Origin of the sequence: Caballeronia sp. INDeC2, from assembly GCF_023631325.1 — a bacterium.
In the GTDB taxonomy this organism is placed as follows: domain Bacteria; phylum Pseudomonadota; class Gammaproteobacteria; order Burkholderiales; family Burkholderiaceae; genus Caballeronia.
Window position 1 is genome coordinate 1 of sequence record NZ_JALQDG010000023.1, and the last position, 23,932, is coordinate 23,932.

The 23,932-nt window shown below is 63.2% G+C and carries 17 protein-coding genes; 12 read left to right on the forward strand and 5 right to left on the reverse strand.

Annotated elements, in window-relative coordinates; all coding sequences use genetic code 11:
- Positions 1-108: 108 nt before the first annotated feature.
- From NCS28_RS14370 to NCS28_RS14405, 8 genes are all read left to right on the forward strand, one after another.
- On the forward strand, positions 109-639 hold the full coding sequence (locus NCS28_RS14370; protein WP_250514435.1) for a DUF5943 domain-containing protein: 531 nt from the start codon (positions 109-111) through the stop codon (positions 637-639).
- 39 nt (positions 640-678) lie between these two features.
- Positions 679-2,742, forward strand: a complete 2,064-nt coding sequence (locus NCS28_RS14375; RefSeq protein WP_250514436.1) for an NADH:flavin oxidoreductase — start codon at positions 679-681, stop codon at positions 2,740-2,742.
- Between the two features lie 14 nt (positions 2,743-2,756).
- On the forward strand, positions 2,757-4,667 hold the full coding sequence (locus NCS28_RS14380) for a (Fe-S)-binding protein (protein WP_250514437.1): 1,911 nt from the start codon (positions 2,757-2,759) through the stop codon (positions 4,665-4,667).
- A 4-nt stretch (positions 4,668-4,671) separates the two neighbouring features.
- Positions 4,672-5,832: an electron transfer flavoprotein subunit alpha/FixB family protein gene (locus tag NCS28_RS14385; RefSeq protein WP_250514438.1), complete on the forward strand. Its 1,161-nt coding sequence runs from the start codon at positions 4,672-4,674 to the stop codon at positions 5,830-5,832.
- Positions 5,829-6,587 carry an electron transfer flavoprotein subunit beta/FixA family protein gene (locus NCS28_RS14390; protein WP_250514439.1) on the forward strand — a complete coding sequence of 253 codons (759 nt, stop codon included), beginning with the start codon at positions 5,829-5,831 and terminating at the stop codon, positions 6,585-6,587. Before NCS28_RS14385 ends, NCS28_RS14390 begins: the two co-directional genes overlap by 4 nt.
- Positions 6,588-6,670: 83 nt before the next feature.
- Positions 6,671-7,972 carry an aromatic ring-hydroxylating oxygenase subunit alpha gene (locus NCS28_RS14395; protein ID WP_250514440.1) on the forward strand — a complete coding sequence of 434 codons (1,302 nt, stop codon included), beginning with the start codon at positions 6,671-6,673 and terminating at the stop codon, positions 7,970-7,972.
- Positions 7,973-7,995: 23 nt separating this feature from the next.
- Complete coding sequence (locus tag NCS28_RS14400; RefSeq protein ID WP_502801191.1) at positions 7,996-9,207, forward strand: FAD-binding oxidoreductase; 1,212 nt, start codon at positions 7,996-7,998, stop codon at positions 9,205-9,207.
- Between the two features lie 128 nt (positions 9,208-9,335).
- Positions 9,336-10,190: a glycine betaine ABC transporter substrate-binding protein gene (locus tag NCS28_RS14405; RefSeq protein ID WP_250514441.1), complete on the forward strand. Its 855-nt coding sequence runs from the start codon at positions 9,336-9,338 to the stop codon at positions 10,188-10,190.
- 207 nt (positions 10,191-10,397) lie between these two features.
- On the opposite strand, the gene purU is transcribed toward NCS28_RS14405, so the two are convergent.
- A complete protein-coding gene (gene purU, locus NCS28_RS14410; protein WP_250514442.1) occupies positions 10,398-11,273 on the reverse strand; it encodes a formyltetrahydrofolate deformylase in 876 nt (291 codons plus the stop codon).
- Positions 11,274-11,391: 118 nt separating this feature from the next.
- A complete protein-coding gene (locus NCS28_RS14415) occupies positions 11,392-12,303 on the reverse strand; it encodes a choline sulfate utilization transcriptional regulator (RefSeq protein ID WP_250514443.1) in 912 nt (303 codons plus the stop codon).
- 109 nt (positions 12,304-12,412) lie between these two features.
- Between NCS28_RS14415 and betC the strand changes: the two genes are divergently transcribed.
- Complete coding sequence (gene betC, locus NCS28_RS14420) at positions 12,413-13,948, forward strand: choline-sulfatase (RefSeq protein WP_250514444.1); 1,536 nt, start codon at positions 12,413-12,415, stop codon at positions 13,946-13,948.
- Between the two features lie 45 nt (positions 13,949-13,993).
- Positions 13,994-14,941: a choline ABC transporter substrate-binding protein gene (locus NCS28_RS14425; RefSeq protein WP_250514445.1), complete on the forward strand. Its 948-nt coding sequence runs from the start codon at positions 13,994-13,996 to the stop codon at positions 14,939-14,941.
- Positions 14,942-14,972: 31 nt separating this feature from the next.
- Here NCS28_RS14425 and NCS28_RS14430 read toward each other — a convergent pair whose 3' ends face one another.
- Positions 14,973-16,289: a glycosyltransferase family protein gene (locus tag NCS28_RS14430; RefSeq protein WP_250514446.1), complete on the reverse strand. Its 1,317-nt coding sequence runs from the start codon at positions 16,287-16,289 to the stop codon at positions 14,973-14,975.
- Between the two features lie 371 nt (positions 16,290-16,660).
- Between NCS28_RS14430 and NCS28_RS14435 the strand changes: the two genes are divergently transcribed.
- Positions 16,661-17,809 carry a porin gene (locus tag NCS28_RS14435; RefSeq protein WP_250514447.1) on the forward strand — a complete coding sequence of 383 codons (1,149 nt, stop codon included), beginning with the start codon at positions 16,661-16,663 and terminating at the stop codon, positions 17,807-17,809.
- Positions 17,810-17,811: 2 nt separating this feature from the next.
- Here the strand turns inward: NCS28_RS14435 and NCS28_RS14440 are convergent, their stop codons facing one another.
- Positions 17,812-18,789 (reverse strand): GlxA family transcriptional regulator, encoded by a 978-nt coding sequence (locus NCS28_RS14440; RefSeq protein ID WP_250514448.1) that lies wholly within the window; start codon positions 18,787-18,789, stop codon positions 17,812-17,814.
- 120 nt (positions 18,790-18,909) lie between these two features.
- A complete protein-coding gene (locus NCS28_RS14445; RefSeq protein ID WP_250514449.1) occupies positions 18,910-21,978 on the reverse strand; it encodes an acetoacetate--CoA ligase in 3,069 nt (1,022 codons plus the stop codon).
- 444 nt (positions 21,979-22,422) lie between these two features.
- On the opposite strand from NCS28_RS14445, the gene NCS28_RS14450 reads away from it, so the two are divergent.
- Positions 22,423-23,373 (forward strand): choline ABC transporter substrate-binding protein, encoded by a 951-nt coding sequence (locus NCS28_RS14450; RefSeq protein WP_250514450.1) that lies wholly within the window; start codon positions 22,423-22,425, stop codon positions 23,371-23,373.
- The last annotated feature ends 559 nt before the right edge of the window (positions 23,374-23,932 follow it).

The window sequence follows — 23,932 nt, forward strand, 5'->3', positions numbered from 1 at the left end:
GCTGGAGCGAGTCGCGCATCAAGAAGGTGATGGGCGAGAACTGGATGCGCTTCTTCGGCGAAGTCTGGAACGTCTGAACGCCAACGACAAATACAAAGGAACCCTGCGATGCAACCTCAACTGCCTATCGACGTCGATCCGCAAACCGGCGTGTGGACCACCGACGCGCTGCCGATGCTCTACGTGCCGCGCCATTTCTTCACGAACAATCACGTCGCTGTCGAGGAAGCGCTCGGACGCGAGACGTATGCCGAGATTCTCTACAAGGCCGGCTACAAGTCTGCGTATCACTGGTGCGACAAGGAAGCGGAGAAGCATGGCATCAGCGGCATGGCCGTGTTCGAGCACTACCTGAAGCGTTTGTCGCAACGCGGCTGGGGCTTGTTCGACATCGTCGAAGCCGATCCGGCGACTTCGCATGCACGCATCCATCTGCGCAACTCGTCGTTCGTGCTTCAGCAGCCGGGCAAGCAGGGCAAGCTCTGCTACATGTTCGCGGGCTGGTTCGCCGGCGCAATGGACTGGGTGAACGACACCGCGCCCGACAGCGCGAAGAAAGGCCCGCGTTCGAAGTCGATCGAGACGCAATGCGCCGCCGAGGGACACGAGCACTGCGTGTTCGAAGTGTCGCCGCTGTAAGCGCAAGCCCGAAGTACATCCATTCCGAGGTCGATCGCAATGCGTTACCCGAACCTTTTCAAGCCTCTCCAGCTTAACAAGCTCACGTTGCGCAACCGCATCGTCAGCACCGCGCATGCGGAGGTCTATGCCGAACCGGGCGGCCTGCCCGGCGATCGCTATATCCGTTACTACGAGGAGAAGGCGAAGGGTGGCGTCGGCCTCGCCGTGTGCGGCGGTTCGAGTCCGGTTTCGATCGACAGCCCGCAAGGCTGGTGGAAGTCCGTGAATCTCGCGACCGACAAGGTCATCGATCCGCTGTCGCGTCTCGCCGAAGCGATGCATCGCCATGGCGCGTTCATCATGATCCAGGCGACGCACATGGGCCGCCGTTCCGCATGGCACGGCGAGCACTGGCCGCATCTGATGTCGCCCTCGGGCGTGCGCGAGCCGGTGCATCGCGGCAACGCGAAGGTCATCGAAGTGGAAGAGATCAAGCGCATCATCGCCGACTTCGCCGCGGCCGCGAAGCGCGTGAAGGATGCGGGCATGGACGGCATCGAGATCTCCGCGGCGCACCAGCATCTGATCGATCAGTTCTGGAGCCCGCGCACGAACTTTCGTACCGATGAATGGGGCGGCTCGCTGGAGAACCGCTTGCGCTTCGGCACGGAAGTATTGAAAGCCGTGCGTGAAGCCGTGGGCGCGGACTTCTGCGTCGGGCTGCGCATGTGCGGCGACGAATTCCACGAAGACGGCCTCTCTCACGACAACCTGAAGGAGATCGCGCAGGCGATGTCCGAAAGCGGTCTCATCGATTACGTCGGCGTGATCGGTTCCGGCGCGGACACGCACAACACGCTCGCCAACTGCATGCCGCCGATGGCGCTGCCGCCCGAGCCGTTCGTGCATCTGGCGGCGGGCATCAAGTCGGTCGTGAAGCTGCCGGTCATGCATGCGCAGAGCATTCGCGATGCGGGCCAGGCCGAGCGCCTGCTCGCGAACGGCATGGTCGATCTCGTCGGCATGACGCGCGCGCAAATCGCCGATCCGCACATGGTCATCAAGATTCGCGATGGCCGCGAGGACGAAATCAAGCAGTGCGTCGGCGCGAACTATTGCATCGACCGTCAGTACAACGGGCTCGACGTGCTGTGCGTGCAGAACGCGGCGACATCGCGTGAAGCGACGATGCCGCATGTCATCGAAAAGACGCGCGGCCCGAAGCGCAAGGTCGTCGTGGTCGGCGCGGGCCCTGCGGGTCTGGAAGCGGCGCGTGTTGCACGTTCGCGTGGACATGACGTCGTGTTGTTCGAGAAGAACGATTACGTCGGCGGCCAGATCATGCTTGCCGCCAAGGCGCCGCAACGTGAACAGATGGCCGGCATCGTGCGCTGGTTCGACATGGAGACGAAGCGTCTGGGCGTCGATCGCCGTCTCGGTGTCGCGGCCGACGACAAGATGATCATGGCCGAGAAGCCGGACATCGTCGTGCTCGCGACGGGCGGCTCGTCGTTCACGGGCCAGGTGCCCGCGTGGGGCGTCGATGAAGGCCTCGCCGTCAGTTCGTGGGACATCCTCTCGGGCAAGGTCGAGCCGGGCAAGAACGTGCTCGTGTACGACGGCGTGTCGACGCATGCGGGCGCGGGCGTTGCGGACTTCATCGCGTCGCGGGGCAATAACGTCGAGATCGTCACGCCGGACGTGAAGGTCGCCGACGACACCGGCGGCACCACGTTCCCGATTTTCTATCGGCGTCTCTATGCGCAAGGCGTGATCCACACGCCGAACTACTGGCTCGACAAGGTGTACGAGGAAGACGGCAAGAAGATCGCCGTGATCCGCAACGAGTACACGGAAGAGCAGGAAGAGCGCGCGGTGGATCAGGTCGTGATCGAGAACGGCATCACGCCGAACGACGCGCTCTACTGGAAGCTCAAGCCCGAGTCGCTCAATCGCGGGCAGATCGATGTGCACACGTTGTTCGCATCGCAACCGCAGCCGTCGTTGAGCGAAGAACTCGGAAACGGGCGCTTCCTGCTGTTCCGCGTCGGCGACTGCATCTCGATGCACAACATCCACAGCGCGATCTACGATTCGCTGCGCCTCTGCAAAGATTTCTGACGAGGTATTCGACGATGAACCCCGTGTTTGTCATCACCGCTTTGCTGTGGCTTTCGGTGGCGGGCCTCGCGTTCGCCTTGGCGAAGCGCGCAGCCTATTGGCGCGAGGGCCGCGCGACGACGGCGGGCGCGTACGGATGGGCGAACTTGCTCACCATCCCGAAGCGCTATTTCGTCGATCTGCATCATGTCGTGGCGCGCGACCCGTATATCGCGAAGACGCACGTCGCGACCGCGGGCGGCGCGATTGCCGCAATGGCGCTCGTCTTCATCAACTACGGTCTCGCGATCTACTCGCCTTGGCTCGATCGCGCGATCTTCCTCGCGGCAATCGTCATGCTCGCGGGCGCGGTGTTCGTGTACCGGCGCCGTCGTGCGAAGGACGTGCCCGCGCGTCTGTCGCGTGGCCCGTGGGACACCCTGCCGCTCTTGCTCGGCTCGTTCGCCGTGGGTCTCGCGTTGTTCATGCTGTTGCCCGCTTCGTGGATGTCGGGATCGCTCGCGATCATCGTGGCGCTGCTGATCGCGGCGGGCGCATACACGATGACCTTCAGCGCGGCGCAGGGCGGCCCGATGAAGCACGCGATGGCGGGTCTCTTGCATCTCGCGTTTCATCCGCGTCAGGAGCGCTTCAGGGCGAAGACAGAGCACGAAGTGGTGCCGCCGACCGCCCTGAAAAAGCCCCTGCTCGACGCGAAGGAATACGGCGTCGGCAAGCCGGTCGAGTTTCGCTGGAATCAGCTCTTGAGCTTCGATGCCTGCGTGCAATGCGGCAAGTGCGAAGCCGCGTGTCCCGCGTTCGCATCGGGTCAGCCGCTCAATCCGAAGAAGCTGATTCAGGATCTGGTCGTCGGCATGGTCGGCGGTTCGGACTCGCAATACGCGGGCAGCCCGACGCCCGGCATTCCCGTCGGCAGGCACACGGGCGGTCCGGCGAAGCCGCTCATCTCGCAGATGATCGAAGCGGACACGATCTGGTCCTGCACGACATGCCGCGCCTGCGTGCAGGAGTGCCCGATGCTGATCGAGCACGTCGATGCGATCGTCGACATGCGCCGCAATCAGACGCTCGTCGAAGGCGACGTGCCGGGCAAAGGTCCGATCACGCTCGCGAATCTGCGCGAGACGGGCAGCCAGAACGGTTACGACATCGGCGCACGCTATGACTGGTCGGTGGATTTGCAAGTGCAGGTCGCGCAACCGGGCCGTCCTGTGGATGTATTGCTGATCGCGGGCGAAGGCGCGTTCGACATGCGCTATCAACGCACGCTGCGCGCATTGGCGAAGGTGCTGAACAAGGCGGGCGTCGATTATGCGGTGCTCGGCGGCGTCGAAACGGATACCGGCGACACGGCGCGGCGTCTCGGCGACGAGGCCACATTCCAGCAATGCGCATCGAAGCTCATGAACACGCTGTCGCAGTATCAGTTCCGCCGCATCGTCACCGCCGATCCGCACGTGCTGCACAGCCTGCGCAATGAATATCGCGCGCTCGGCGGCTATTACGAAGTGCAGCATCACAGCGCGTTCATGGCCGAACTCGTCGCGAGCGGCAAGCTCTCGCCGAAGGCCGCCGCCGTGCTCGCGGACAAGAAGATCACGTATCACGATCCGTGCTATCTCGGCCGTTACAACGGCGAAACGGAAGCGCCGCGCAAGTTGTTGAAGACCATCGGCATCAAGGTCGTCGAGATGGAACGTCACGGCATGCGTGCGCGCTGCTGCGGCGGTGGCGGCGGCGCGCCGCTCACGGATATCCCCGGCAAGCAGCGCATTCCCGATATCCGCATCGCCGATGCGAGATCGGTCGGCGCCGACGTGGTCGCGGTGGGTTGCCCGCAATGCACCGCGATGCTCGAAGGCGTGGTCGGTCCGCGTCCCGAAGTGCTCGACGTGGCGGAACTCGTCGCCGCGGCGCTGGAGTGAGTCCATGAACGACATCAAACGAATCGATCCGCGCCGGCCGTTCATCGTCACGTCGGCGGGGCTCAAGCGCATCACGCTCGGTGAAGCCGGCAATGGCGTCGTGCTGGAATTCACGCATGGCGGTCACAAGGACGCAGCGAAGCCGCGCCGCACGACGAAGCCCGCGACGCGCTCGCTGCTCGTCGCGGCGCATACGGATCGCGGCGCGCTCGACGATCACGCGCGCCAGGCGCTCGCCGCCGCCGCCTTGCTCGCCGACGATCAGACCGAAGTGGTGCTGATCGCGTTCGGCGAATTCAAGGACGATGCCGCGTCGCTGGGCGCGGATCGCTATATCGAACTGCCCGCGTTCGACCGGCGCAACTACGCGCCCGATGAAGAAGTGCGGGCGTTGACGGCATGCGTCGCGGCGTTCGCGCCCGCGCATATCTTCATGCCCGACAACGCGACCGGCGACGGCGATCTCGGCCGCCGTTACGCGGCGCGCGCCGATGCGTCGCTCGCGACGCAGGTCGTCGAGCTGGATGCGGCGCATGTCGCGTCGTATGCGCATGCGGGGCGCGCGCTCGCATCGCGCGCATTGCCCGATGTCGTTTTGCTTGCAACCAATGCCGTCGATGCGAAGCTGCCGTTCGTCGGCGCGGGCGAGGCGGCGAGTCCGGAAGGCATCGTGCCGGCATCGAAAGCGAGCGCCTATATCGATCTCGGCATCGAGGAAATGGACGCCGCCCAGGTCGCGCTGGAAGAAGCGGACTTCATCGTGTCGGCGGGCAACGGCGTAACCGACATCGCCGCGTTCGAGGCGCTGGCGGGCACGCTGGGAGCGGCGATCGGTGCGAGCCGCGTCGCCGTCGACGATGGCAAGTTCACGCGCGACAAACAGATCGGCGCAACGGGCAAGACCGTCGAGGCGAGCGTGTATATCGCGTTCGGCATTTCGGGCGCCGTGCAGCACTTGCAGGGCATCAAGGATTGCCGTCACGTGATCGCCGTGAATCTCGATGCGAGCGCGCCGATCGCGAAGCGCGCGAATCTCACGATCGTCGCCGACACGCAGGAAACGATCAAGGCGCTGACCGATGCCGCCGCCGCCGCGCGCGCCGCGCGTGCGAATGGCGCGTCGATCGTGGAAACCGCGCACGTTGCCGAGGGAGTTGCAGCATGAAGATCGCCGTTCTCGTTTCCACCGGGCGTCATCCCGTGAGCGGCGCGCCGCGCTATAGCCGCAACGATGCGGCAGCGCTCGCGATCGCCATCGACATCGCGAAGGCGCAGCGCGCGCAACTCGACGTGCTGTATGCAGGCGATCCCGCTAATCCGGCGCTCGCGGAATATCTCGCGCTCGGCGCGCCGAAAGTCGAAGTGCTCAATACGCAAGGCGACGCGTGCGCCGCGCTCGGTAGCCGGCTCGCGGGCTACGACCTCGTGTTCACCGGCACGCGCGCCGAAGGCGCATTTGACAGCGGCACGCTGCCCTACAAGCTCGCGGATGCGCTGAACGTGCCGATCGTCGGCGCGGCCGTCGATGTCAACGTGACGAAGGAAGGCGTCGAAGTGCGGCAGTTCATGCCGAAGGGTTTGCGCCGCCGCGTGCGCACGACGCTGCCCGCGCTCGTCGCCGTGCATCCGCTCGCCAACGCCGCGCCGCGCTATGCGTATGCGCGCATGTGCGAAGGCCGCGTTGCGCCGGTCGCGGCGAGTGCGCCCGCCGACAAGGAAAGCGCGGCATGGAGCATCGGCCCGATTACGGCGAAGCCGAGGAAACTGGCCGCGCCCGAGAAGCGCTCGGGCCACGCGCGCATGCTCGGCGCGACGACGACCGAAAGCCGCGGCGGCAGCGTCGTAATTGAAGGGAGTTCCGTCGAAAAAGCACAAGTGATTCTGGCGTATTTGCGCGAGCATCAACTCGTCGATTACTAGGTCTTGACCCACACAAGAAAGCAGCAGCCCGCGTTCAAAGGTGTTTGGCGGGGCACCAGACGTGACGCAAAACGGAGCACACGATGAAAGTTTCGGCAGACGTTCGCGCTTTGATCGAACGCCGCAAAAAGGGCCATACGCTCGAGGCGCCGTTCTACACGAGCGAAGAGATTCACGCGCTCGACCTCGATGCCATTTTCCGCAAGACCTGGATTCAGGTCGCCGTCGAACCGGACATTCCCGAGCCGGGCGATTACACCACCATCGAGATCGGCAACGATTCGATCCTGATCGTGCGCGACGACGACATGGAGGTCCGCGCCTTCTACAACGTGTGCCGTCATCGCGGCGCGCGCCTGTGCAATCAGGAGAAGGGTTCGCTCGGCAATATCGTGTGCCCGTATCACAGCTGGACCTATAACCTCTCCGGCGACCTGATGTTCGCCGAGCACATGGGCGACCAGTTCGACCGCTGCAAGCACAGCCTGAAGAAAGTGCACGTGCAGAATCTGGCCGGCCTCATTTTCATCTGCCTCGCCGACGAACCGCCCGCCGACTTCGCCGTGATGCGCGAAGCGATGGAGCCGTATCTCGCGCCGCATGGCCTGAAGGATACGAAGATCGCGGCGAGCATCGACATCGTCGAGAAGGGCAACTGGAAGCTCACGATGGAGAACAATCGCGAGTGTTATCACTGCGTCGCGAACCATCCGGAGCTGACCATTTCGCTCTACGAATACGGCTTCGGTTATCAGCGCTCGCCCGCCAACGAAGAAGGCATGGCGGCGTTCGAGAAGACCGTCGAAGAGCGCACGAAGCAATGGGAAGCGATGTGCCTGCCGTCCGCCGAAATCGAACGCCTCGCGGATCTCGTGACGGGCTTTCGCACGCAACGTTTGCCGCTCGACCGCGAAGGCGAATCGCAGACGCTCGACGCGAAGGTCGCATCGAAGAAACTGCTCGGCGGTTTCGAACGCGCGGACCTGGGCGGGCTGTCGTTCTGGACGCAGCCGAATTCGTGGCATCACTTCATGAGCGATCACATCGTGACGTTCTGCGTGATTCCGCTTGCATCGGGTGAAACGCTCGTGCGCACGAAATGGCTCGTGCACAAGGATGCGCGCGAAGGCATCGATTACGACGTCGACAACCTCACCGCCGTGTGGCGCGCGACGAACGATCAGGACCGCACGCTCGTCGAGTATTCGCAACTCGGCGTCGCGAGCAACGCGTACCAGCCCGGTCCGTATTCGCCGTTCACGGAAGGACTCGTCGAGAAGTTTTGCGAGTGGTACATCGGACGTCTTGTCGATTACGCCGACACGCCGGAGCACGGCGGCGTCGATGCGTCGCGCGGCGAGAAAGTCGTTTCCTTCATGCGCTAAAGCAGTCGTAGTAGGAGCAGAACATGATGCGCGATCAGGCTACGTTCGAGCCGACCGAAAGCCGCGTGACCCAGCCGAAGTTCTGGGGAACGCTGCCCATGCGCTGGGATTGCGACACCGACGAGACGCTCGTCTGCTGTCACGTCCGGCAGGAAACGCACGACGTCAAAAGCTTTTTCTTCAAGGCGCCCGGCGAACGCACGTTCGTGTTCGAGCCGGGGCAATTCATCACGCTCGAACTCGATATCGACGGCGAGCAGATCAACCGCTGCTACACCATCTCGTCCGCGCCGACTCGCCCCCACACGATTTCCATCACGGTGAAGCGCGTGCCGGGTGGCAAGGTGTCGAACTGGCTGCACGATAACGTCGTCGCAGGCACGACCGTGCGCGTGCTCGGGCCATCGGGCGAATTCACGTGCGCGCGTCATCCGGCGCGCAAGTACCTGTTCCTGTCGGCGGGCTCGGGCATCACGCCGCTCATGTCGATGAGCCGCGCGCATCACGAGCTCGGCGACGATGCCGACATCGTGTTCGTGCACAGCGCGCGCACGCCCGACGACATCATCTTCGCGCGCGAGCTCGATTTGATCGCGTCGAATCACAAGAACTTTCGCACGTCGTTCGTGTGCGAGCGCATCGGCGCGCGCACGAGCTGGCCGGGCGTGACGGGCTTTCTGAGCCTGCCGTTGCTGAAGCTGATCGCGCCGGACTTTCTCCAGCGCGAAATCTTCACGTGCGGTCCCGCGCCGTACATGAAGGCGGTGCGCGATCTGCTCGACGAAGGTGGTTTCGATCGAAGGCATTATCACGAGGAGAGCTTTTCGTTCGGCGTCGTCGAAGAAGTCGCGGCGGAACTGACGACCGCGCATGTCGCCGATGCACTCGCGGCGCAGACGGATTTCATCGAAGCGCGTGAAGAAGCGGTCGGCTTCGAACCGGCGCCACTGGAACCTGTCGAGACGATCGAAACCAAGTTCAAGGTGAGCTTCGCGAAGAGCCGTCGCGACATCGAATGCGGCAGCGGCGAGCACGTGCTCGATGCGGCGAAGAAAGCGGGCGTGCGTCTGCCTTCGTCGTGTACGCAGGGCATGTGCGGCACGTGCAAGGTGAAGCTCGTGTCGGGCGAAGTGAGCATGAAGCATGCGGGTGGCATTCGTCAGCGCGAGATCGATCAGGGCATGGTGCTGCTGTGCTGCAGCAAGCCTTTGAGCGATCTCGTCGTCGACAAGTAGAGGCCTCGGAGCCCTGATCGGGGGGGCGTCGTTTCATGACAACTGAGTGTCGGAAAAGTGCGTTACGGGCCAATTCTGGCTGGTGATTCTGTACGCTACACGGCGTGGGGCCGCTAAGGGGAAACCAAATGAAACCGATGAGAAGAATGCTCGTGCTCGGGGCGATGACTGCCGCCCTGGCTTCGAGCTTGATGGCAAGCGCCGCGGATAAGCCGACGATCAAAATCGGTTACGTCGAGGGCTGGGACGATAGCGTGGCGACGTCGAATGTCGCGGCACGGGTCATCGAGAAGAAGCTGGGTTATCCGGTGCAGCTCGTGCCGGTTGCGGCCGGCGTGATGTGGCAGGGTGTTGCGCGCGGCGATCTGGATGCGACGCTCTCGGCGTGGCTTCCGGTCACGCACGGCGCGTACTGGAACAACTTCAAGTCGAAGGTGGTGAATCTCGGTCCGAACTTTCAGGACGCGAAGATCGGTCTGATCGTGCCGGAGAACGTCGACGTCAACAGCCTGTCGGATCTCGAGGCGAAGAAGGCGGAATTCGATTCGCGCATCGTCGGCATCGATGCGGGCGCGGGCGTGATGCAGAAGACGAGCGAGGCGATCAAGGCCTACAACCTCGACTACAAGTTGCTGCCGAGCTCAGGTTCTGCGATGACGGCGGAACTGGCGCGTTCGGAGGCGGCCAACAAGCCGATCATCGTGACGGGCTGGAAGCCGCACTGGATGTTCGCGAAGTACAAGCTGAAATTCCTCGAAGATCCGAAGAAAGTTTTCGGTGATTCCGAGCACGTGGATAACGTGGTCAATCCGGATCTGGAGAAGAAAGCGCCGCAGGTGGTCGCGTTCTTGAAGAAGTTTCAGTGGAAGCCGGGTGAGATCGATAGTGTGATGCTTGCCACGCAGAATGGCGAAAAGCCGCAGGCGGCTGCCGATGCGTGGATCAGCGCGCATGGGGATCGGGTGGATAGCTGGACTAAGTGAGGTTTTTTTTTTGCGTTGGGCAACGCTGGAGCGTCGTGGGTTTTATTTCCTGCGGCGCTTTTTTTTTGGCGGGTCCCGTATTGGTGTTGGTCTATTAGCGTTGCCCCGCATAGGGGCCGTGCTAATAAACCAAAAAGAAAACGGGATCCGGCGAAAGCCGTTCTTCGGGGCAGCGCTAATAAACCAAAAAGAACCCGGAATCCGGCGCTACCGCAAAACCACCGTCCGCTCCCCATTGATAAACACCCGCCGCTCGATAAACGCCTTGACAGCCCGCGCCAGCGTAATGCACTCCACATCCCGCCCGGTAGCCAACAACCGCTCCGGCCCATAAGAATGATCGACCCTCTCGACTTCCTGCTCGATGATCGGCCCTTCATCGAGATCATCGGTGACGAAATGCGCCGTCGCGCCGATCAGTTTGACCCCTCGCGTATGCGCCTGATGATAAGGCTTGGCCCCCTTGAACCCCGGCAAGAACGAATGATGAATATTGATCGCGCGCCCGCCAAGCCTGCGACTCGTCTCGCCGGAAAGAATCTGCATATATCGCGCAAGCACCATCAACTCCGCCCCTGACGTCTCGAACAGATCGAGCAAACGGGCTTCCTGCTGGGACTTGGTATCGGCCGTGATGGGCAGATGATGAAACGGCAACCCATGCTGCTCGGCTAGATGAGCAAGATCAGCATGATTGGACCCGATCCCGACGATATCCATCTTCAACTCGCCCATGCGCCAGCGGAACAGCAAATCAGCAAGACAGTGCTCCAGTTTCGACACCATGATGAGCACCTTCGGCCGCACGGCGAGATCGTGCATCGCCCAGGTCATCGAGAAGCGCACGGCGATCGGCTCGAATTCGCGCTTGAGCATCGCGAGATCGAGCGCCTCTTCAGGTCGCGCGCCATGAAACACGCAGCGCACGAAAAAGCGTTCCGATAAGTCGTCGTCGAAGACGGTGAGCTCGTCGATATAACCGTGATGCCGCTCCAGAAATCCGACGATGGCGGCCACCTGCCCCGCCGCGCTCGGGCACGAAACGGTAAGCACCAGTTGATCAAAGCGGGAATCGGCTGCCATGCGTGCTCCACATTCAATGGTTGCAACGCCGCGAAATGCGGCGAGGGTACGCGCTAGTAGAGCAAACGCGAGCATGCCCGGGATAGAAGCGAACCGCCGCGCAGATAGTACGAAAGCGTCAGCCGGCAATGTCGCATTCGTCGAGCAGCCACTCGCTGAACGCGCGCACGGCCGCCGTCGGCTCGCGCGGCGTCACGAGCACATAGCCGCGATCGGTGACGAGCGGCGCATCGCAGAGCGCGACGAGCTGCCCCGTCGCGATGAGTTCGTCGATGAGCGGCGCCCAGCCGAGCGCGACGCCCTGTCCCATCACCGCCGCGTGCGCGACGAGCGCATAGCTGTTGAACGTGATGCCGCCTTGCGTTGGCGGCGCGGCGAGGCCTTGCGCCTCGAACCAGGCGCTCCATGAAAGCCAGCGCTCGGGGATCGTCGGTTCGAGATGCAGCAGCGGCAGTCCAAGCAGATCGGCGGGCGAAACGGGCTCGCTTCTGCCCGCGATCAGCGCGGGGCCGCACACCGGCATCACGCGCTCGTCAAAGAGCTTGACGGCGCTTTTCGTGCCCCATTCGGCTTGCGTATCGCCGAACACGATGACGACATCCGCATGATCGCCCGATGCGCTCGGCAAGCTCTGCGACGTGATGATCTTCACATCGACATCGGGCATCAGCGCCTTGAATTGCGGCAGGCGCGGCATCAGCCAGTAAGTGGCGAAGCCGAAGTCCGTCGAGAGCGTGAGCGTGCGCTGCGCATGACGCGAGCGGATATCCGATGTCGCCGCGCGAATGAGATCGAGACCGCGACGCACCGCATCGAAAAGACGCGCGCCGTCTTCCGTCAACGTGACGCCGCGATGCCCGCGCTCGAAGAGCGGCGCGCCGAGCGATTCTTCGAGCTGCACGACGCGCTGGCTCACGGCGGGCTGCGTCGAGCCCAGCTCGCGCGCTGCTGCCGTGAAGCTCGCGAGACGCGCGGCGGATTCGAACATCGATAACGCCTGCATCGGTGGCAAGCGGTCCGGCCGCGGCATAACTCCCCCTTATGAACGCATAACGTTTTGCTGTCTTCACAGCCGCGATTTAAACGGCAATAGTGACGCTGAACGCTTCAATCAAAGATTCTATTCGAGGCACGCATTCATGCTTGAGACGAAACAAAATATCCTCGTGTTGATGGCCGATCAACTCACGCCCTTCGCACTCTCCGCATACGGCAATCGCGTGACGAAGACGCCGCGCATCGATGCGCTCGCGAAAGAAGGCGTCGTGTTCGAATCCGCGTATTGCGCCAGTCCGCTGTGCGCGCCGTCGCGCTTCTCGCTGCTCGCGGGCAAGCTGCCATCGAACATCGGCGCATACGACAACGCCGCCGAATTTCCCTCCGAAACGCTGACCTTCGCGCACTATCTGCGCGCCGAAGGCTATCGCACGATCCTCTCGGGCAAGATGCATTTCTGCGGCGCGGATCAGTTGCACGGCTTCGAGGAGCGCCTCACGACCGACATCTATCCCGCCGATTTCGGCTGGACGCCCGACTGGCAGAACTTCGATGCGCGCCCGACGTGGTATCACAACATGAGCTCGGTCATCGACGCGGGGCCGTGCGTGCGCACCAATCAACTCGACTTCGACGACGAAGTGACGTTCACCGCGCGTCAGAAGCTCTTCGATATCGCACGCGAGCGCAATGCGGGCCGCGACGCTCGGCCTTTCATGATGGTCGCGTCGCTCACGCATCCGCACGATCCGTATGCGATTCCGCGCAAGTACTGGGACATGTATCGCGATGACGAGATCGACATGCCTTCGCATCGTGATTCGCTCGATGCTTGCGACCCGCATTCGAAGCGTCTGCGTCACGTGTATGAGGCGGACCGCACGCCTCCGACCGAGCAGCAGATTCGTCACGCGCGCCGCGCGTATTACGGCGCGGTGTCTTACGTCGACGATCAGTTCGCATCGATCCTCGAAGCGCTGGAACAGGCCGGCCTCGCCGACGATACGATCGTCGTCGTCACGTCCGATCACGGCGAGATGCTGGGCGAGCGCGGCCTCTGGTACAAGATGACGTTCTTCGAAGGCGGCTGCCGCGTGCCGCTCATCGTGCATGCGCCGAAGCAGTTCGGTGCGCGTCGCGTGGCGGAATCGGTCTCGCATCTCGACGTGCTGCCGACGCTCGTCGAGTTCGCGCGTGGAGAAGCGCCGCAATCGTGGCCCGATAGCATCGACGGCCGAAGCCTCGTGCCGCATCTGCGCGCTAGCGGCGGCCATGACGAAGCGATCGGCGAATATCTCGCGGAAGGCGCGATCGCGCCCATCGTGATGATCCGTCGCGGACGCTTCAAATTCATTCATACGAGCGTCGATCCCGATCAACTCTACGATGTGAAGGCGGACCCGTTCGAGCGCGAAAATCTCGCGAGCGATGAACGTCACGCCGCGCAAGTGGCCGAATTCCGCGCGGAAATCGCGCGCCGCTGGAACCTCGGCGCGTTGCATCAGGACGTACTGAAAAGCCAGCGCCGGCGCCATTTCCATTTCGCCGCGACCACACGCGGCACGATTCAGTCATGGGACTGGCAACCCCACGTCGATGCGAGCCAGCGCTATATGCGCAATCACATCGATCTCGACGATCTCGAAGCGATGGCGCGCTTTCCCGCCGTCGAGCACTGAAGCCGCGATCCAACGTTCATCATCCATATTCGACAGGAATGCACCATGAAAAAGGGCTTCATCCATGCGCTCTTCGCCGCCGCGCTGGTGTGCGTGGCTTCCCATGCGTTCGCCGCCGAGCCGCAGGCCTGCACGCAGGTGCGCATGGCGGGGCCCGGCTGGACCGACATCGACGCGACCAATGCGATGAGCGGCATCGTGCTCAAGGCGCTGGGTTATCGGCAGAACGTCGCGAACCTTTCGGTGCCGATCACGTATCAGGGCATGAAGAAAGGGCAGATCGACGTCTTCCTCGGCAACTGGATGCCCGCGCAAGCGCCGCTCGTGAAGCCGTTCTTCGAGGAGAAATCGATCGACGTGGTGCGCCCGAATCTCTCCAACGCGAAGTTCACGCTCGCCGTGCCGGACTATGTGGCGGCGGCCGGCGTGCACTCGTTCGCGGACCTCGCGAAGAACGCGGACAAGTTCGATAACCGCATCTACGGCATCGAGCCGGGCGCGCCCGCGAATCAGAACATCAAGCGCATGGTCGACGACAAAGCCTTCGGCCTCGGCGACTGGAAGCTGGTCGAATCGAGCGAAACCGCGATGCTCACGCAAGTGGAGCGCGCGGTGCGCGACAAGAAGTGGATCGTGTTTCTCGCGTGGGAGCCGCATCTCATGAACACGAAGTTCAAGCTCGCCTATCTAGATGGCGGCGACAAATATTTCGGCCCGAACTACGGCGGCGCGACGGTCAATACGGTGGCGCGCAGCGGCTACGAGCAGCAATGCCCGAACGTGAGCCGGCTCTTCAGGCAGATGGCGTTCAACGTCGATCTGGAAAACGGCGTGATAGCCGACGTGCTGGAGAAGAAGACCAATGTCGATGCAGCCGCGACGGATGCGCTGAAGCGTCATCCGGAACTGCTGAAGTCGTGGCTCGACGGCGTGACCACGGCGAGCGGCGGGAACGGCCTGGAAGCCGTTCAGACCGCGCTCGGGGTGAAGTGAAGAAAAGTGAAGAGAGAAGCGGAGAACTCGATCAGCCGAGCTGCATGCTGGCGCGATCCTGTGCGCCCATCAGCACGGCGCGCATGGACGACTGGATCGCGACGAAATGCACCATCAGGCTGTCCGCCTGCTGGAAGTACCACGGCGTGTTGATGGTCATGCAGTCGAGGCCGTGCTCGAGCTTCCAGCCGAGCCGGTCGATCAGCAGATTCGCGATGATCGTCTGGTCGCCGCCGTTCGCGTAAGTGGTCGATTTATCGGGCGCCGCGCTCACGTGCTCGTAGATCTCTTCGACGAACGCGATGGTCGCGGGCTTGCTGCGGAAACCGAGCACGCCGGCGTTGATGACCCACGGGCCGATGTCGTGCGCCGCGAGAATGTCGCGTCCGACGAGCAGCGGTTCGAGCGGCTTGCGCTGATTGAAGAAGAGGATATCGGCATCGACCCAGATCACCCATTCGTGATGCGGCAGATATTTGCGCAGGAACCACGGCTTGAGCCACGTGCCCGATGTGCCCGGCCCGACTTCGGCGGGCGTCTCGCGATAGACGTAGAGCGTGTAGCCGTGGCGTTCGCAATAGCGGCGCATGTTCCGTTCGGCGATTGCACCGTACGCGCGCACGTTGGGCGTGTAGTACGTGACGAGCGCGATGGGCTTGCCGGGGTTATAGACGCTGCACGCCTCGTCCGGCGTCGCGCTTTGTGCCGGAAACTGCAGCAGCGGCAGGCCCTTCTGCTGACAGTCGTTGATGTGCCCTGCGAGCGCGTTGCGAAAGCTCGACGGGATGCCGCCGTAGACCGCTTCCTCGGCCACCACGATGGTCCAGAGGTGCGGGTACTTCGTCCAGACCGGTTCGAAGCGCGGACCGCAATGCATCGTGCACGTGATGCCGCCGCGTGCGCCGTGCGGCTCGATGTAGTCGAGCGACGAGAGCATCGCGACCTCGTTTTGCGGCGCGCCGCCGAGCTTGCATTGCCCGATGAAATAAACGATGAGCTGACGGATTTCCGCCGTGTTGCGCCAGATCTGCACGGCCGTCTGATGCGCTGCGCCATTCCCGGATACGGCCATGAGCGTGTGTTGCCGTCCGTCGGCGATCGGTTCGACGGGATGCATATTCAGCACGATGCAGTCTTCGCCCATGCACACGAGCAGAGCCAAATCGGCCATCTGACGCAGGTGATGCAGGACGGCTTCGTACTTGAGCAGCAGACGTTGTGAAGGGCAGGGTATGCCCGCCATCGAGATGGTGGCGTGGTCGTAGCCCAGGCGGGCCGCGTAATGCTTGTGGTTGATGAGAACTTCGGGTGCGTCGGCTTGGAGGATGCTCAGGCAGCGGGTCGTCATATCGTTCGGATCGAATTCAGGTCGTGCGGCAATGCGGGTTTTTTACAGATTCGGAAGTATGGGAGCCATGCCCCGCCGTGCATATCGGGCATGTCCGAAATCGAACGAGTTCTATCGACGCCGCACGCTGCAATGCCGTAGTCGCAACTGGGCAGATTTGCGTCGCACCGGGTCGAGCCGCGACATATATGGGGCCTTATTTTTAACACCGTCGACGCAACGCTTCTTCGTCGCATCGGATAGCCGCTCAGAGGCGGTCTTCGGCAGTTCCCGGCAACGTCATCTCGACGCTATGTCCTCACGCCGCGCGCGCGAGGCAGGGCATCGCTTTTTCCAACGCAATACGAACAAGACGAGCAAAGGACCAGCACATGAGAAAAGGACATGCCGCGAAGATCGCAGGCCTCGCGTTCGCATCGGGCACGGCGACCATGCCGACGGCGGCGCATGCACAAAGCAGCGTGACGCTCTATGGCGTCCTCGATGCCGGCGTCACCTGGGTCAGCAACACCGGCGGCTCGCACGTCGTGAAGTTCGACGACGGCATCTCCTACGGCAACCGTATCGGTTTTCGCGGCACGGAGGATCTCGGCGGCGGATTGCAGGCGGTCTTCGTACTGGAGTCCGGCTTTCATCTCGGCAATGGCCAGTACGCATTCGGCGGCGCGGAGTTCGGCCGGCAAGCGTATGTCGGCCTGAAGAACCAGTGGGGCACGGTCTCGCTCGGCAATCAGCTCGACATGACCGAGGAGTTCGTCTATCTCTACAACATCTCGGCGTGGGCAAGCGGCTACGCGATTCATCAGGGCGACTTCGACCGCATGAACGGCGACCGCCTGCCGAATTCGATCAAGTTCCTGTCGAACAACTTCGGCGGCTTCACGTTCGGCGGCATGTATTCGTTCGGCAATCAGGCGGGCAACTTCCATCGCAACAGCGCGTGGAGCGTCGGCGGGCACTATGCGACGAACAGCTTCAACGTCGGCGCGGCGTACACGCAGCTCAACAATCCGAACGGCATCTATGCGTTCGATCCCTACGCGATGATCGGCGCGCGCACCTTCCTCGGCCAGCCGACCGTATCCGTCGATCCGGCGACGGGCGCGCTCACCGATCTCTACAGCGCGAACGCGTTCCCCGTCGATAAACAAGGCGCGTTCGCCGTGGGCGCGGCGTGGACCATCGGCAATCTGATGCTGTCGGGCAACTTCACGTACACGACCATCAAGGGCCTGGGCCAGACCTCGCACATGCAGGTGTATGAAGGCGGCGCGTCATACAGCTTCATGCCCGACCTGAGTCTCTACGGCGGCTATCAGCACACGCGCTTCGAAGGCAATCACTGGAATCAGGGCTCGCTCGGGCTGCACTATCTGCTCTCGAAGCGCACCGATGTCTATGTTTCCGGCGACTATCTGCGCGCGTCCGGTCCGATCGATGCGGTGATCGGCTACAGCTTCACGCCATCGTCATCGAACACTCAGGCCGATGTGCGTATCGGCATGCGGCATTCGTTCTAGTTTCAAGCCGCGGCGAGCCGCGCGGGCAGGACGGCGCGCAGTGCGCTGCGGTCCTGCCTCGGGCTCGTGCCGAAGCGCGTGCGATACGTGCGCGAGAAGTGCGACGGCGATTCGAATCCGCACGCGACGCACACGGCGAGAATCGACATGTCGGTCTGCTGAAGCAGTTCGCGTGCGCGAACGAGGCGCAGGCCGAGATAGAAATGCGTCGGTGTGTCCTTCAATATTGAACAGAAGAGCCGTTCGAGCTGACGCCGCGTGACGCCGATGGACTCGGCGAGCGCATCGGGCGAGAGCGGTTCCTCCATGTGCTGCTCCATCAGCTCGATTACCTGAATCAGCTTGCGATTGTGGATGCCGTAGCGCGCCGCAATTTGCAGACGCTGATGATCCGAGCGCTGCCTGATGCGCCCGAGCACGAACTGCTCCGACACCTGCGCGGCGAGGCTCGCGCCGTGCTCGCGCCCGATCACGTCGAGCATCAGATCGATCGACGCCGTGCCGCCCGCGCACGTGATGCGCCGCGTGTCGATTTCGAAGAGTTCCTGACTCGTCTCGATGGCCGGATAGCGTTCGGCGAACGCCGCCGCCGCTTCCCAGTGCAGCGTCGCGCGCTTGCCCGCGAGCAGCCCCGCTTCGGCGAGGATGAAGCTGCCGGTGTCGATACCGCCGAGCGTCGCGCCCGCGCGGTCGAGCCGCTTGAGCCAATCGCCGATCGCGCGCGTGTAGCCCGAGAGCGGCTCGAATCCCGACACGACGAACACCGTGCGCGCGCCGCTCACCTGATCGAACGCGCTCTCCGCATTGAGCGTGATGCCGTTGCTCGCGGCGACGGGCCCGCCATCGGCACTGACGATATGCCAGCGATACAGATCGCCCGCGAAGCGATTGGCGACGCGCAGCGGCTCGATCGCGGACATGAATCCGATCGACGAGAATTCGGGCAGCAAAAGGAAATGGAAATCGTGGGGAGCGGACATCGGATCGATCGATAGAGGCGGGTCGATGAGCAAGCCGTCCACGCTAGCAAGCGCAAAAAACGCGCGCAATCCGGCGCGCCCCGTAGGGCGGCCGAAGTCGATGCCGATATCGATGCCGAGTCAGGCGCTCGCGAGCGCGTTGGTGAGCGTGCGCGCGACGGTCGCGAGCTGCGGTTCGACGACGAGATCGGTGTGCCTGCCATCGATCTGCATGACCTGCAAGCCGTGCTTCGCGACGCGTTGCCAGACCGGCAGCGGATCGCTGCGCGAGTTGTCGAGCAGGCTCGCGCGCACGTAGACGATCGGGCCGCCTTCATAGCGGCGCGGCTTGTAGGTCGACATCGCGACGCGCATCGATTCGCGCACGCGCTGCAGCACGGGCGGCAACGCGGCCGCATCGGGCGCGGGCTTGTGCGCCTGCTTGCCCATGCGCATGCGCACGCGGTCGGTGATCACCGCCGCCTTGCCGCGCATGTAGCCGAAGCGCTGGCTCGCTTCGAGCGAGCGCAATTCGCGCAGCCGTTCCACGACCACCGCGGCCTGATAGCGCGTCCACTGTGTCAAAGGCAGGCAGCGCGTGTGGACGTAGGTATCGAGCAGGCAGAGCATCTCGATCTTCTCGCCCGCCGCGACGAGCTGTTGCGCGATCTCAAACGCGATCAGCCCGCCGAACGAATAGCCGACGAGCGCATACGGCCCGTTCGGCTGCACCTCGCGCATGCGCTGCAGGTAGCCGCGCGCCATTTCTTCGACGTTGTGCTGCGGCGCTTCGTCGCCGTCCAGGCCGAGCGCCTGCAGGCCGTAGACGGGCCGCTCGTTTTGCACCATGCCCGCGAGCGTCAGGCACTCCATCACCGAACCGGTGATGCTGTGCAGCATGAAGAGCGGCCGGCCGCTGCCCGCGCGCATCTGCACGAGCGTCGAGTCTGCCGCGCGCGTGTCCGGATCGGCGGCGAGCACGGTGGCAAGACGCGCGATGGTCGGCGCGACGATCATCGTCGAAAGGGGCAGCGTGCGGCCGGTCGCGCGCGGCACGTCGGCGAGCATGCGCGCAGCGAGCAGCGAATGGCCGCCCAGTTCGAAGAAGTTGTCGTCGCGGCCGATCGGCGAGAAGCTGAAATGCTGCTCCCAGAGCGCGCACAGATACGCTTCGATTGCTTCGGCCGAATCGCCCGGCGCGGGCAGATCGCGCTTCACGCGCGTGAGCGACGGATGCTCGCGAATCTGATCGAGACACTCCGGATTGGCCAGCGACGACACGTTGCGCGCGGGCAGGCCGTTGACCGCATCGCGCGCGGCGGCTTCCGAAGGCTTGTTGTTGTGCGTGACGGGCAGCCCGTCGACCTTCACGATCACGTCGGGCACGAGCGCGGCGGAGCCCTGACGCGTGAGTTCTCGGCGCACGCGCGCGGCGAGCGCCGCATTCAGTTGCTCGCCTGGCCGCAACACGAGCAGCAGCACGATGCGCTGGCCTGCATCGCCCGCGTTGGCGCCGGTCTGGGCCACGACCATCGCATGACGGATTTCGTGAATCTCGCTCAGGATGCGGTAGATCTCTCCCGGGCTCACGTTGATGCCGCGCACGTTGAGCACGCCGTCGCTGCGGCCGTGCAGGCGCGCGGAGCCTTCCGGCGAGAACTCGATCACGTCGCCGTGCGTCCACACGCCTTCGTTGGCCGCGAAATACGCCTTGTGAAAGCGCGAGCCGTCGTCGTCGCCGAAGAAACCGAGCGGTCGCGACGGGAACGGGTTCGTGCAGACGAGCTCGCCCGGCATGATCGTGCTTGCGCCCTGATCGAAGGCCTGCACGTCGAGGCCGAGGCTCTTGCACTGCGCTTCGCCCGCATAGACGGGCAGATTCGGATTGCCGAGCACGAAGCAGCCGATGATGTCCGTGCCGCCCGAAATCGATTGCAACTGCAACTGCTTGACGTGATCGTAGACCCACTGGAACTGCGAGTCGTAGAGCACGGCGCCGGTGGACATCATCGCGCGCAGGGCGGACAGATCGAACTGCGCGCCGGGTTCGATGCCCGCATCCTCGCTCATCTTGAGATAGGCGGGACTCGTGCCGAAGACAGTCGCGCGCTCTCGGGCGACGAGGCGCCAGAGTGTGTCGACGGCGGCGACGGGACCGTCGTAGGTAATGATCTCGACGCCCGACGCGAGCACCGACATCTGCCAGTTCCACATCATCCACGAGCAGCTCGTGTGGAAGAAGAGCTTGTCGCCGGGACCGAAGTCGCTGTGCAGGCGATGCTCCTTCACGTGTTCGAGCAGCGTGCCGCCCGCGCCATGCACGATGCATTTCGGCTTGCCCGTCGTGCCGGACGAAAACATGACGAAGAGCGGATGATTGAACGGGAAGCGCTTCCATGCGAAGCGCATCGCGTCGCCCCGCACGATCAGCGAGCGCAATTCGTGCTGGCGCTGCGTCACCGTGCTCGGCAACTCCGTATCGTCGAGGCAGACGATATCGGTCAGCGTCGGCAGTTGCGCGGCCACCGCGGCGACGTGCCCCGAGAGCGAGCCGCCGGTGTCGAACGGGCGCTGCATCGTGTGCGCGAACATCATCGTCGGGTCGAGCGGCGCGAAGCGGTCGAGAATCGCCTGCACGCCGTTTTCCGGCGCGGCCGTCGAGAGTGTCGCCCCGAGCGCGGTCACGGCGAGCGCGGCGGTGATCGCTTCGCAGTCGTTGCGCATGATCGCGACCACACGGTCGCCCGGCTTGAGGCCGAGCTCGGAGAGGGTCTGCGCGAGGCGCACGACACGCTCGCGCAACTCGCCGCGCGTGTAGGCGACGCGGCGGCCATCGGCGAAGCACGAGGTGATCGCGGGGGCGTCATCGGGCGCGATGCGTTTGCCGAGCAGATTCTCGGCGTAATTCAATTCGACGTTGGGAAAAAAGCGCGCGGTTTCGCATTGATTGCCGATGCAGACCGGTTCATCCGATCCCGACCATTCGAGTCCGTGCGCCGATTCGAGAAAGCATTTCCAGAATTGCCGATATTCACGCGCCGAATAGACATGCAGTGCCGAATAGTCGGCGAATTGCTCGCCGGTCGCTTTCTGGAAGGCCTCGGTAAAGGCCGTCACGCGCGATGCGGAAATCTGGTCGGCGGAAGGCGAGAACAGCGGTTCGCGCGCGTATAGCCGCGCTGTCTCTCGGATGGCGTCTTGGCGGTCCATTATCCAGGCCTTTGATTTGGAAGCGTGTAGTAAACAGCTATGGGCTCGGCGGCGTCGCGGGAAACCTCTCCATTTCGTTTGGCCGAGCCATTGCCGAGCCGAGCATAGCCCTTTGCCGGCACATTACCCGGTTAGAAATCCTTGCTATGTGCGACCACCCACAAAGGCCGTGGCGTTTCGGCAAAGATTGCCCTTGCGCAAGGGCCTCGGGCGTGCATTCCCGCGCCGAAGGACGGAATAAATGCGCATCCATTCCGGGCTTGTCAGTTCAATGCGCGTTAACACTATGGTGTCCGTGTGCTCCGCGCCGTCATGGCCGCGAGGTCGCAAGCGGTCAAGTGGCGGTCGCACGCGGGCGTTCGGGCGCTTTTATGCGGCGGTACTTTTGATGCACGCCGGCACTCGAACCGGCGCATCGATTCAACCCTCAATGGAAGGCTCGTCATGACACAACGCCTGATTTTCACTTTGCTCTTCGCCGGCGCGTGTGCCGCGTTCGCCGTTGCGCCGGCCGCGCATGCGGAGGATGCGAGTTGCCGCACGGTGCGCTTCGTCGATATCGGCTGGACCGACATCACGTCGACGACGGCGCTCGCGTCGGTCGTCTTCGAGGGGCTCGGCTATGCGCCGCGGACCACAGTCGCGTCGGTGCCGATTTCGCTCGCGGGCTTGAAGAGCAAGCAGATCGACGTGTCGCTCGGCTACTGGTGGCCGGTGCAGCAAAAGGCGGTCGAGCCGTTCCTGGAAGCGAAGAGCATCGAGAAGCTCGAACCGCCGAATCTGTCGGGCGCGAAGGCGACGCTCGCGGTGCCGTCGTACGCGTATGACGCGGGCATCAAGACGTTTGCGGATATCGCGAAACATCGCGACGAGCTGGGCGGCACGATCTACGGCATCGAGCCTGGCAGCAGCGCGAACGCGAAGATCCAGAAGATGATCGACACGAACCAGTTCGGACTGGGCGGATTCAAGCTCGTGCAGTCGAGCGAGGCGGGGATGCTCGTGACGGTGGAGCGCGCGATCCGCGAGAAGAAGCCTGTTGTGTTTCTCGGCTGGGAGCCGCATCCGATGAACATACAGATGAAGATCAATTACCTCGCCGGTGGGGATGAGGTGTTTGGGCCGAACTATGGCGAGGCGCGCGTTTATACGCTGACCAATACGGATTTTTTGACGCGGTGTCCTAATGCGGGGAAGTTTGTTTCCAATCTGCGGTTTACGACCGATCTCGAGAATCGGTTGATGCAGCCTGTGATGAATAAGGAACGACCTGCCGATGCGGCCAAGGCTTATCTCAAGAAGAACCCGCAGGTGTTGGATGCCTGGCTCGCAGGTGTGAAGACTGTCGATGGGAAGGATGGGTTGCCGGCGGTTCGGCAGTATCTGGGGCTTTGAAGGTTTTGTCTTTGCTTTCGCCGGATCCCGTTGTCGTGTCGTCTTAGCGTTGTCCCTCTGTGCTGCTGCAAAGAAAGTAACCAAAGAAAGCACCTCACTCGCCTAAGTGTCGCCCCCAAGGGCCTATTCGGGCTTGGCTCGCGCGCGGTTCGACGAGCCGGTTGTTGTAGGGCGCTGGTTCAGCACGAAAGAGCTTCGGCACAGCGCTACGCGCTGCCTTCGGGTCTGCAAGGGAAGCAAACGGAGCACATGTGCAGTGCATTGAGATGACGGTGTCAGCAACGAAGCGCACGCAGACCCGATTGACCCATCGGCCGCGAAGCGGGCCGGAGCCATTTCGTGCTGAACCAGTTCGTTCTTTGGTGCGATAAGTCAGACCGTGCGCGGTCCAAGTCCTTATCTGCTTGTGAGGGCACTCGCTACAGCCGGGCCATTTCGCCAATCGCCTGTGCCGCGGCCGGCGTGAAGTGCTTAGGCTGGGGATAGCTGTTTCTTTGGTCACTTTCTTTGCAGCAGCAAAGAAAGTGACCCCCGCCCCGGGGAGGGGCAGTGCTAATAG

What these genes read in the sequence shown, in the direction of transcription:
- NCS28_RS14385 (WP_250514438.1), top strand. Translation starts at nt 4,672, where the DNA reads ATGAACGACATCAAACGAATCGATCCGCGCCGGCCGTTCATCGTCACG.
- NCS28_RS14400 (WP_502801191.1), top strand. Translation starts at nt 7,996, where the DNA reads ATGATGCGCGATCAGGCTACGTTCGAGCCGACCGAAAGCCGCGTGACC.
- NCS28_RS14445 (WP_250514449.1), bottom strand. Translation starts at nt 21,978, where the DNA reads ATGGACCGCCAAGACGCCATCCGAGAGACAGCGCGGCTATACGCGCGC.
- NCS28_RS14390 (WP_250514439.1), top strand. Translation starts at nt 5,829, where the DNA reads ATGAAGATCGCCGTTCTCGTTTCCACCGGGCGTCATCCCGTGAGCGGC.
- NCS28_RS14440 (WP_250514448.1), bottom strand. Translation starts at nt 18,789, where the DNA reads ATGTCCGCTCCCCACGATTTCCATTTCCTTTTGCTGCCCGAATTCTCG.
- NCS28_RS14435 (WP_250514447.1), top strand. Translation starts at nt 16,661, where the DNA reads ATGAGAAAAGGACATGCCGCGAAGATCGCAGGCCTCGCGTTCGCATCG.
- purU (WP_250514442.1), bottom strand. Translation starts at nt 11,273, where the DNA reads ATGGCAGCCGATTCCCGCTTTGATCAACTGGTGCTTACCGTTTCGTGC.
- NCS28_RS14425 (WP_250514445.1), top strand. Translation starts at nt 13,994, where the DNA reads ATGAAAAAGGGCTTCATCCATGCGCTCTTCGCCGCCGCGCTGGTGTGC.
- NCS28_RS14395 (WP_250514440.1), top strand. Translation starts at nt 6,671, where the DNA reads ATGAAAGTTTCGGCAGACGTTCGCGCTTTGATCGAACGCCGCAAAAAG.
- NCS28_RS14380 (WP_250514437.1), top strand. Translation starts at nt 2,757, where the DNA reads ATGAACCCCGTGTTTGTCATCACCGCTTTGCTGTGGCTTTCGGTGGCG.
- NCS28_RS14450 (WP_250514450.1), top strand. Translation starts at nt 22,423, where the DNA reads ATGACACAACGCCTGATTTTCACTTTGCTCTTCGCCGGCGCGTGTGCC.
- NCS28_RS14370 (WP_250514435.1), top strand. Translation starts at nt 109, where the DNA reads ATGCAACCTCAACTGCCTATCGACGTCGATCCGCAAACCGGCGTGTGG.
- NCS28_RS14415 (WP_250514443.1), bottom strand. Translation starts at nt 12,303, where the DNA reads ATGCCGCGGCCGGACCGCTTGCCACCGATGCAGGCGTTATCGATGTTC.
- NCS28_RS14375 (WP_250514436.1), top strand. Translation starts at nt 679, where the DNA reads ATGCGTTACCCGAACCTTTTCAAGCCTCTCCAGCTTAACAAGCTCACG.
- NCS28_RS14405 (WP_250514441.1), top strand. Translation starts at nt 9,336, where the DNA reads ATGAAACCGATGAGAAGAATGCTCGTGCTCGGGGCGATGACTGCCGCC.
- NCS28_RS14430 (WP_250514446.1), bottom strand. Translation starts at nt 16,289, where the DNA reads ATGACGACCCGCTGCCTGAGCATCCTCCAAGCCGACGCACCCGAAGTT.
- betC (WP_250514444.1), top strand. Translation starts at nt 12,413, where the DNA reads ATGCTTGAGACGAAACAAAATATCCTCGTGTTGATGGCCGATCAACTC.